General features: G+C 42.5%; 7 protein-coding genes. 3 read left to right on the top strand and 4 right to left on the bottom strand.

The annotated features are described in order from the left end of the window. Together DP116_RS29245 and DP116_RS12125 are read left to right on the top strand one after the other, a co-directional pair. A partial coding sequence (locus tag DP116_RS29245) for a CHAT domain-containing protein (protein WP_246275602.1) occupies positions 1–1,166 on the top strand: 1,166 nt, incomplete at its 5' end. A gap of 67 nt (positions 1,167–1,233) precedes the next feature. Then, on the top strand, positions 1,234–2,118 hold the full coding sequence (locus DP116_RS12125) for a DUF4351 domain-containing protein (protein WP_169155429.1): 885 nt from the start codon (positions 1,234–1,236) through the stop codon (positions 2,116–2,118). A gap of 14 nt (positions 2,119–2,132) precedes the next feature. Here the strand turns inward: DP116_RS12125 and DP116_RS12120 are convergent, their stop codons facing one another. The 3 genes from DP116_RS12120 to DP116_RS12110 form a co-directional block, all read right to left on the bottom strand. Further along, complete coding sequence (locus DP116_RS12120) at positions 2,133–3,956, bottom strand: two-partner secretion domain-containing protein (protein ID WP_169155438.1); 1,824 nt, start codon at positions 3,954–3,956, stop codon at positions 2,133–2,135. 314 nt (positions 3,957–4,270) lie between these two features. Next, the gene (locus DP116_RS12115; protein WP_169155428.1) at positions 4,271–5,053 is read right to left on the bottom strand and encodes a DUF928 domain-containing protein; all 783 of its coding nucleotides are present in this window, start codon (positions 5,051–5,053) and stop codon (positions 4,271–4,273) included. 65 nt (positions 5,054–5,118) lie between these two features. Continuing rightward, positions 5,119–7,407, bottom strand: a complete 2,289-nt coding sequence (locus tag DP116_RS12110; RefSeq protein WP_169155427.1) for a CHASE2 domain-containing protein — start codon at positions 7,405–7,407, stop codon at positions 5,119–5,121. 304 nt (positions 7,408–7,711) lie between these two features. Here DP116_RS12110 and DP116_RS12105 point away from each other — a divergent pair, with 304 nt between their 5' ends. Continuing rightward, the gene (locus DP116_RS12105; protein ID WP_169155426.1) at positions 7,712–8,755 is read left to right on the top strand and encodes an adenosine deaminase; all 1,044 of its coding nucleotides are present in this window, start codon (positions 7,712–7,714) and stop codon (positions 8,753–8,755) included. An 87-nt stretch (positions 8,756–8,842) separates the two neighbouring features. Here the strand turns inward: DP116_RS12105 and DP116_RS12100 are convergent, their stop codons facing one another. Continuing rightward, positions 8,843–9,196, bottom strand: coding sequence for a rhodanese-like domain-containing protein (locus tag DP116_RS12100; protein ID WP_169155425.1), 354 nt, complete (start codon positions 9,194–9,196; stop codon positions 8,843–8,845). Between the last annotated feature and the right edge of the window lie 109 nt (positions 9,197–9,305).

The following is a 9,305-nucleotide window of genomic DNA, read 5'->3' as shown; positions in this document are numbered from 1 at the left end:
TGGTGGATTTGCAGTTGCAAAACATAGGTAACGCTGAAACTATGCAATACAATCTTACGCAAGCCCGGAATGTGATTGAATCGCTTCAGCAGGCGGAACTGAACAACTTCTTCCGCTCACCCTGTGTGGAACCTAGGGTAACAATTGACACTGCGCTTGGGCAGGACAAAAAAGCGGCGATTATTTATCCAATTATTTTACCAGACCGTATTGAGGTTATTCTCACGTTGCCTGGACAAAAAGAACTTCGCAAATATACAACGGCTATAACTCAGGAGAAAGTAGAAAGGACTGTCGCTTCGGTGCGGAAAGACTTATTGCAAGTCGAACAAACTGTTCAGGTTCAGGAGCAGTCTCAGGAAATATATGATTGGTTAATTCGACCAATGGAACCAGAGTTAACCAAGAATGAAATTAAAACTTTAGTGTTTGTACTCGATAGTGAATTGCAGAATATCCCGATGGGGGTTCTTTATGATAAACAGCAGCAGAAATATCTGATAGAAAAATATGCTTTAGCTCTCACGCCTGGTTTGCAACTTTTTGACCCGAAACCTTTACAAAAAGTACAGTTAAATGCTTTAACTGCTGGAGTGGGCGAACAACGCTTTGGGTTTCCTGCATTGCAAAATGTGCCACGGGAGTTAGAAGAAATCAAGTCTGAGGTACCCAGGAGTGAAGAACTGTTGAATCAGAAGTTTACTGAAATCAACTTGCAAAACGAGCTAAAATCAGATCCTTTCTCGGTAGTCCACTTGGCGACTCATGGCGAGTTTAGTTCTGATCCAGAAAAAACATTTATTCTTGCTTGGGATAAACTACTTAAGGTGAAGGAATTTGATAGCTTACTGCGAGTGAGTGAATCTAGCAGGTCTAGCAATATTGAATTACTCGTCCTGAGTGCTTGTAAAACAGCAGCAGGAGACAAGCGTGCAGCATTGGGATTAGCGGGAGTGGCTGTGCGGGCGGGTGCACGCAGTACACTGGCTTCTTTATGGTCGGTGGATGACCAGTCTACCGCAGATTTGATGAGTGAGTTTTACCGACAGTTAAATAATGGGGTGAGTAAAGCTGAAGCACTTCAGCGTGCTCAACTTGTGGTTTTTAAAAAGGAGAATAGTCCTTATTTTTGGGCACCTTATGTGCTGTTGGGAAATTGGTTATGACGAAACAATTCGTAATTGAAGGAATTAAAATAATATTCATTACTTAATTTTTTTCCAATCAAATTGAATGACTCGATTTATTTATGACCAATTTTCCAAAGACTATCTTGAAGAATTGCTAAAACCTTATGGGGAAGTACAAGCACCCAAGCGCGTGGCGGGAGAAGTAAGAGAAATTGATGTCTTTTTTGCTCCTTCATCACAACAGAATTCTAATTTAGAAACACTGGGATTGTTGGGGAGATTTGCGGCTACACCTGCTATCTTTGAACCGTTTCGCAATGCTGCATCCAAAGACGAAATGTGTGATTGTCTTCTGAAACTATTAGAAATTAGGGGTGAATTACAACGAGAAGCCAATAGAAACAAAACATCCATTGCAGAATCAGCCATCCCAAAATTATGGATTCTCACACCCACAGCATCCACAACATTGTTATCTGGATTTGGCGCAACACAACGAGTAGATTGGGTGTCTGGAGTACACTTTATGGCAGAGTATTTGCGAACAGCCATAGTTGCCATTCACCAGTTACCAAGAACTCCAGAAACACTGTGGTTGAGAGTTCTTGGTCGAGGAACGGTACAAAACCAGGCAATTGATGAATTCGTTGCGCTACCAGCAAATCATCCATTCCGGAAAGCAGCGTTAGAATTGTTGTACAACTTGCAGAAAAACCTATTAGTAGCTCAAAATCCAGAAGAAGATGATAGGGAATTAGTTATGAGATTAGCACCACTTTATCAGCAAGACAGAGAACAAGCAATACAGGAAGGAGAACAACGTCTAATCATACGTCAACTAAATCGCCGTTTTGGTGAGATTGATTCATCATTAATTGAGCGAGTTCGAGAATTATCCATTGAGCAATTGGAGGCGTTAGGAGAGGCGTTGTTAGATTTTTCCGCCTTAACTGATTTAGAAGCCTGGTTAACGCAACAAGAAGGATAAAAGAACCAGTAATATTAAGGATTTGGTTTAGATCTTCCGCAGTCAGTGGGCGTTTGCCAAGAACTGCGAGGCGTAGTGGTGGGTGCCGAGGCTGTGAAGACTACCTCGCCTTTGGCGTTGAACACCCACCCAGTCGCTTCAACTATGGGTTCTGGCGTGGGGTTTGTTGATGTGGAAACAGATGGACTGTTGTGGCTGTCAATATTTGGGTTGAGAGTGACCCAATCTACTTGCACGGCATCAGGTGTGAGAATATCTTTTGGGTTAGGCGGTAAGCCGCCGCGTCCAGTGTAAATGAAACTGCTTTTCGCGTAATTGGGAGAGTTACAGCCTTGGGCGAGTTTGGTGTCAATTGGTACTGATGGTAAGTTTACTAAGTCACTGTTGAGGTCTACATCGGGTGTGTTGATTTCTATAGTGCCATTAAACTGAGGTCCTGCTTGAGAACTGGCGTTGATGTCACTAAATTCTGTTAGCGTTGGGCGGGACTCAAGCCCATAGATGCCAGAGGTGGTAATATTAATGTTACCTCCCCTCCCTTGGTTGGCGTTGGCAATAATGTCACTGTTTTCACCAGGGACGGCGACGATGAAGCCATCCTTGGCATTGATGGTGATATTGCCGCCCTTGGCATTGTTACGAGCTTCGGCAGATATCTGACTTTGGCGGCGCATCGAGATTAAATCTCGCACCTGCAAATTTATATTGCCACCCTCACCGAAGTTGGTAAAACCTAGTAGTTTTCCTGAGTTGTCCAGTTTGATAGAGCCAGAAATAATTTCTAAGTTGCCTGCATTGCCTTTTCCTGCACTGCTCACAGTTACTTGAGCGCCATCTTGAAGATTTAATTCTCCAGTCTTAAGTGTGATGCTTCCCGCCTGTCCAGTAGACTCTTGAGCAGTGGAAGCAGAAATCCGTGCCCCATCCTGAACAATTAACTGCCCAGTTTCTATTTCTAAGTTTCCGGCATCTCCAGTTGCTGTAGTCCTAACAAATAAGCCACTTTCAATGCCGTCTATTGATGTTCCAATTAGTTGGGTAGATTCTTTTGCGGTCACGGACAAAGTTCCTCCTCGTCCTTGGCTACGAGTGGAAGCTGAGACTTGTGCCCCATCTTGAACAATCAACCGCCCAGTTTCTATCCTTAAGTTTCCAGCATCTTCTCCAGTACCTTCGGTTCCAGTCAGCAGGCGGCTTCCTCCCAGAAGTTCAACTGACTCTGATGCGGTCACCGCCAATGTTCCTGCTGGTTGGGCTCCAAAAGTATTAATAATTCTAATCTCTGAATTATCGGTGAGCGTAACGCGCCTGCCTTGCACTTGGATACTACCTGCGCTATCAGGAGCATTTACTGTAGCTTGATTAGAAAGAGATACATCTGCTCGTTGGACTCCCACTGGGAAACTTAGGCGGAGATTGTTGTTATCAACGTTTAACCCTACTGTTCCCACTCCTGCCAATCCTCCTAATTCGATTCGACCACTTGTAGCCCGTAGTCGCCCCCGATCCAACTTCACATCGCCGCCCACTAGCAATAAACTCTGACTATCTTTAACTGATAGACGTGCTTCATTAACTTGAATTGAGCTAATAGGTTCAGATGCAATTTGATTGAATAGAAATGCAGAAGGATTCACCGTCAGCAAGGGGTTTTGCGGATTAACAGGTGAAGTCATAGAGAATTCTCCACCGCCAGGAAACTGGATCAGGTTCGCTGTTGTTGCTAGAAATGAACCGCCAATATCTAATCGGGCATTTTCTCCAAATATGATGCCCTTGGGATTTATGAGAAAGAGATTAGCGTTACCCTGAGCCTTACTCCCTGAGAAATTAGTGATTCAACTATTTATCTTGACTAGCATTCCAGGTGATCTGGTTTAGGGTACAAAACGAGGCGATCAGCTTTGCCCCTCCCCCTTGGGCGATCGCTCCCCCCACCACTAACAAATTCTTTAACACTAACCTCCAACACCAACACACTCGCGTATCGATTCATCCCAAATATGGCTCTTTAATAAGTTGTGGTTAAGTCAGCGCCCTGTTAACTGCTTGGTTCTAATTGACAAAATACTTACAAAAGGTTAATTATATAACATTTTCTCTATCAAAATTATAACACTCTATTTATCTACGCCTCAGCGCAAAATCACGATTATCTTTCCAAACCATAACGCCCAACAATCGGCGCAGTGGCAAATTCTTCCAAGCCAACAGCTGTTAACAAATCATTCCAATCCCGTGCAAGCACCGACGAACCTGAATTAGTACGACGCATATCAGCTAAATTCGTGACAGCATCCTGCCAAATTTGATTCACAGCATATACTGTATATTCTCCTGGTTTTGCCGCTTTTAACTGACTTTCAAGATTCGGGGTAAGCGCAACTTTTTGCACCCATGCTTTTACGTAATAATAATCAGATGTATTTTCCGGGTTGCCACAATAAACTTTGAAGTACCATTGATACTTATTGTCTTGCTTGAGGGCATATTGCGGATTTTGTGGCAGAGTAATGCCAATGATACCAGACCTATCAGGCAGCTTCAAAGGTGTCTTGTAGATATTTTTACCCCTCTCGTCCTGAAACACAAACTCTCCAGAACGCAAGTTCGTGGGTAAGTCGGGAAGATAAACCCAAAAGGTTGGATACTCGGAGACTGTCAATGCTAAGAAAGATATCGCTTCATCATTCACAGTTTTCTCACCTGGAACTAAAGCGGTTACGGGCTGTTTCAGGTCTGGACAGCCATTACGTCTTGCCCCTCCTTGACGGCGACCGACAGGTGCACCGCTACGTGGAAAGTTCAATTTTTCAAGGCGGTTTTGTGTATTCGCAATCTTATTCTTGACTGGTTGAGCAACTTGTGCTTGCACTTGTGGAGAGTAACTCGCAAGACACAGAAGTATCACAGGGATAACGCCAGCAAGTTTCATAATTAAATATCCATATGCCGATGCTACTATATAACATCAAGACGCAATACCTGTATTCCGGAATTTTATCTTCGTATTTTCCACACCACAGCGATCGCTGTTAATATTAATGTCAAGGCAGGCGGAATCAGTGGTATCCATCCCAATTGTGTAAAGATGCCAAAACAAATTCCAAATAATAATAGTAGCGCTGCTGCTACTGCAAATCCAAGGTACTCTGGCTTTGAGTAGCGCCTAGCTATCATTCCTCCCACCAACGACCATATCCAAACCCAGAGTACTTCCACCCACCAAGACCACCACCACAACAAAGGTTTATGATCAAGAACGGCACTGAGGATATGGCTAATCATCTGCGCCTGCACGAACACTCCTGGTATTTTCTTGTTGTGGGAAGGAGTCTTCCAATAATCAGTATCACTTGGGGCTGTAACGCTAATAAGGACAATACGATTTTTTAATAACTCAGAGTTAATTTGGCTATTGTTATTAAGGATATCTCTTAGAGATACAGTCTCAGCAATGTTTTCTTGAGGACGCAGCGAACGATAATTCAGCAGCACTTGATATCCTGATGCATCGACTGCTTGATAACCGCTAGTGTGTTCTTTTAATTGTTTAAACAAAACGTTGCCAATTTTTAAGTCCCCGGAGGGGGTGATATCTGCTTTAATACCTTTAGAAAGCAAATAGTGACGTGCAAGCTGAAGGCTCAAAGCATTCTCTGCCGTACAGGGAGATTTTACAGAAGGAGTTAAATACAATAATTGGCGACGTGGGATTTCATCGTCATCTACCACAAAATCACTAAAACTCTGGCGTTCTGTTGGAACTTCGTCAGGGGAATGGATACCATCTGGTGCGTCATCAGCATCAGCAGAAACTTTGCACACCGCAAAAATACGGTTATCCTGCTTTAGGCGAGTGATTAAATCTGGATAACTCGAATCTACAGAGAAATCACGATAAATATCTATACCGATAGTTGTTGGTTGATACTGTTCAAGTTTTTGCAACAGTTGAGTCAGTGCTTTGTCCGAAAGCGATCCTGTCCTTTTCATCCCCTTCTGGTTCTGATAGCGAATATCTGCTTCATCAACAGTAACTATCACTAGACGTGGATCTGAACTTTCATATGCTGGTCGCAGTTGCATAAGATGGTCGTAAGCTTGCAATTCCCACGGTTGTAGCATTCCGAAATAGCGCACTCCCATGACTATGCTTGTGACAAGCACACTCGCCATAAGCACAGTCAGAATTTGACGTAATGAATCGCTTTTTTGAGTGCTTAATTCTTTCCATGTAGGGGGGACAACTCTGGGATTTTGGATTAGGACTGGTAACCAAGTCGCATTGGGAAATTTGTCCTCCAAGCCTTGCAATTTTTCTCTTGCTTCCCGTGAAGCCAGATATAAAGATTTACCACCCGAAAAAGCTTTAAGAAAATGCTTTAAAAATTCCTGTGCTACTTCATCTGGTACGGGTTCCCGCATGACAATCATTTGCGGGATATTTAAAGAAGCTAACTGCCATGCTAATCCTAAACCATCACAGGAGTTAAAAATTGCTAGCTGTAAACCTTGTGCGATCGCTCTTTTTAAACCGAACTCTAACTCTTCTATTGTTAAGCTATCTGTTTTATTGATATAAATCCGACCTGTATTCTCAGCAGTTTCACTATGTCCGGCGAAAAATAGAATATCCCACTGGTGCCAAAGATAATTGTTTAACTCTTTGCGTTGCGGTTCTACTAAAAAAACTGTTTCGGATAATGGTAAATTTTCTAACAACTGACGGTCTATTTGAACATCAATTCCACTACTATTGCCCAGAATCGCCAAAACTCTGACTCTCGGTTTACGCGGTGGTTTTGGAGGGGTTTGTGACGCTGTTGTCGTTAGGGCAAATTCTGCTAACGAGTATCTATCAAAGAAATCCCACAAATGCCAGGGAATTCTTTGTAGTTCACGATTATCGGTGCGAATTAAGACTCGAATAGCTTCGTTTCGTTTTAATTCTTCGCGTAATGTGTTGTTTATACAGCGAAATTCCTGAGAATCAAACCATCTTTGTAAGCAGTTAATTAATACTTTAGCTTTTTGGCGGCATTCTGAAATTCGTGTTGTGATAGAACCATCGTAAATAATTTCTTGTGGCTTGATGCGACTTGGCATCCCCAAACTGCGATACTTATGTTGCCACTGGCACAGATAGGTAGCCAAGTCGGGACATGGTGGTAATTTGCCAGAGATTTCTATTTCTGGGGGAGCAGATTCTGAGCCAATCTCTAGCGTCACCCGAAATCCCTGGTGTTCTAAATCACCATCTAATTTCAGAACAACTAACTTCGCCATAGACCCATTTGAGACTTGGGATTTTGAAGTGTCAAAATAACACTAACAAATCGTGATAGCTTTTTACACTTAGAGGTAATTTATAAAGTAAATCTTAAGAAGCGATCTCTACTTTATTCAAACGAGAAGCGCTATCCAATGAGCAAACTTTTATACCTATAACTTTTTGAGTCCTCTTTTGAAGATAAATCGCAGTGCCTTGCAGGATAAGAAAGTCTTATGAAATTTTACGCACCCACAACTTGTTTTTTAATTTGTTACTGTTAATAATAATTAAAATTTCTAGTTTTGTTAAAAGACGACTATGACTTTATACGCAGAATTACATAGGCATCTGGGCGGATCGGTTGTACCTCGTATTTTATGGCGGTACTTTGAGCGCCACTCGCCCGAGTTGATTTCTGGCTTTGCTGACTATTCAGCATTTGAAGATTTCTACACGCGTCCACGCAACACTCTAGATGAGTATTTGCAGTTGCATACCTTGGTGGAAAGCGTGCAAACTGTGGAGACTTTGCCTTATTTTATCTACCGCTTGCTCAGGGGTGCTTATATTTTTGAAAATTTGGCTTATCTGGAGTTGCGCTATACCCCTTATCTACGAACACCAGACCATCTGAGTCAATCACAGAGAATTGACATGATGGCGGAAATTGTGGAAGTTGTGGGTAAAGCAAGCAAACTCCCAGAATATCCGATTGTTACCAGCCAAATTCTTTGTATGCACTCGCGCTTACCCTTTGAGGTGAATAAGGCGATTGTTGATTTAGCAGCGCAAAGCAGACAGTATGTTTGCGCAATAGATGTAGCTGGGGGAGATAGTTACTCTGCAGAACGCATAAACGAATGGATAAGGTTGTATGATTATGCGCGATCGCTTGGACTCAACACCACAGGACACCTTTATGAAACGACTGCTGGATGTGATCCCCAACTTTTACCGTATCTGATGCGGATTGGTCATGGTATCCAAATTCCTCTGCTGTATCCCGAATTGCTCAAAGATTTAGCTTTGCGAAATCAGTGTTTAGAGGTTTGCCCCACAACCTATATCAAAACTGGTACTTTGCAGGATATACGTCAACTCAAGTTAGTATTTGAGCGTTGCTTTGATGCAGGGGTAGATATTGCTATTTGTACTGATAATGCTGGCTTGCACAATGTGCGTCTACCTTTTGAGTACGAGAACCTCTTAACTTACGACATTATTAACTTTGAACAGTTACAAGCTTGTCAGGATGCAGCATTCCGTCATGCTTTTGCTTGGCCCCACAGACAACGCCCAGCATCCCTGTTGAATGGGTTGCTAAACCCGCAACCCACTAAAGCCCTAGCCATGATGGAGTGATGAACTCTCATGGGAGTTTGACCGAAATCAGTTATTAGTTATCAGTTTTTTGTTCACTGTTCACTGTTCACTGATAACTGATAACTGTTAAATTTCTTCTGTGGAACCACCAGCTGCTTTCCAAGCAGAGAAACCACCAGTCAGTTCTGATACACGAGCAAACCCAGCATCTCGAAGCGTTTTTGCAGCACTCGCTGATTGCTCGTCACTGTCACCATAAATATAGATATCGCGATCTTTCGCTAGAGAAACTGTTGCTCTTTTGACAAGTTCGTTTACGGGAAGCGGAATCGCTCCTGAAATGTGTCCCTGATTGTAGGTTTGACGTTCACGCACATCAATAATAGTAAAAGCTGGTTGTCCCCACTGCAAACGAGACTTTAGCTCATGTGCATCGGTTTGGAGGGTGAAGTCTCCTAATAACAAGTTTGTCATACGCATTTTCCATTTGTCACATCACCTGAAATCTACCAAAAATTGGATTTTTTTCAGGTTTTTTTTAAAATTAATACAGATTTCTCGGTTATTTTTTAAATTTTTAGAACTTTAC

This window comes from Brasilonema bromeliae SPC951, from assembly GCF_012912135.1.
GTDB lineage: Bacteria > Cyanobacteriota > Cyanobacteriia > Cyanobacteriales > Nostocaceae > Brasilonema > Brasilonema bromeliae.
Note: the sequence above shows the minus strand (reverse complement) of the source record. Positions and strands in the feature narration are given on the sequence as shown.